Consider the following 550-nt stretch of genomic DNA (forward strand, 5'->3'; position numbering starts at 1 on the left):
CTTCCCGCTCTATGGTTGATGTGCCGCCTATTTTTCACAATCCGGAAGCTGCGCGTCATTTCATCGATTTTTTGATGATTTGGCGCCCGTTTCTGGCCCTCATTACCGCGATTACTGCAACTGCGGACGGATTTCTCCCAGCGAGCGCATGCGCACCAAGTTGTATGCGGCCATGCTCAACACAAACATCTGGTCAACTTTCTTCAGTCCGCGCACCATCACTTGACGCATGCGCCCCACGGTCTTGGCCCAGCCAAAGCCTTGTTCGATCAGTTTGCGCTTTTGCTGCGAAATGGCATAACTCCCGCTGCAGGCGATCTCATCCGGAACCGCCGAGCGTCGCCCGGAGGTGTTTTGCGCCACGTGCGGCGTGACCTTCATCTCAAGGCAAGCCTCAATGAACTCGGCCGCGTCATACCCCTTGTCCGCACCCACGGTGACTTCCACGTCCGCGTCGTCGACCACCTGCCGGGCGTCGTTGACCATGACCTTGGCGGCTTCGCGCTCTGCATGCCCGTCAGCACTTGTCACCAGCGCGCTGACCACCAGG

Annotated in this window: 1 protein-coding gene; it reads right to left on the reverse strand. The window is 58.7% G+C overall.

From position 1 onward, the window contains the following. Positions 1-111: 111 nt before the first annotated feature. On the reverse strand, positions 112-550 hold a 439-nt coding region (locus tag ACYP5B_RS37610; RefSeq protein WP_459572963.1), incomplete at its 5' end, for a transposase.

Source organism: Cupriavidus sp. 8B (genome assembly GCF_054589115.1).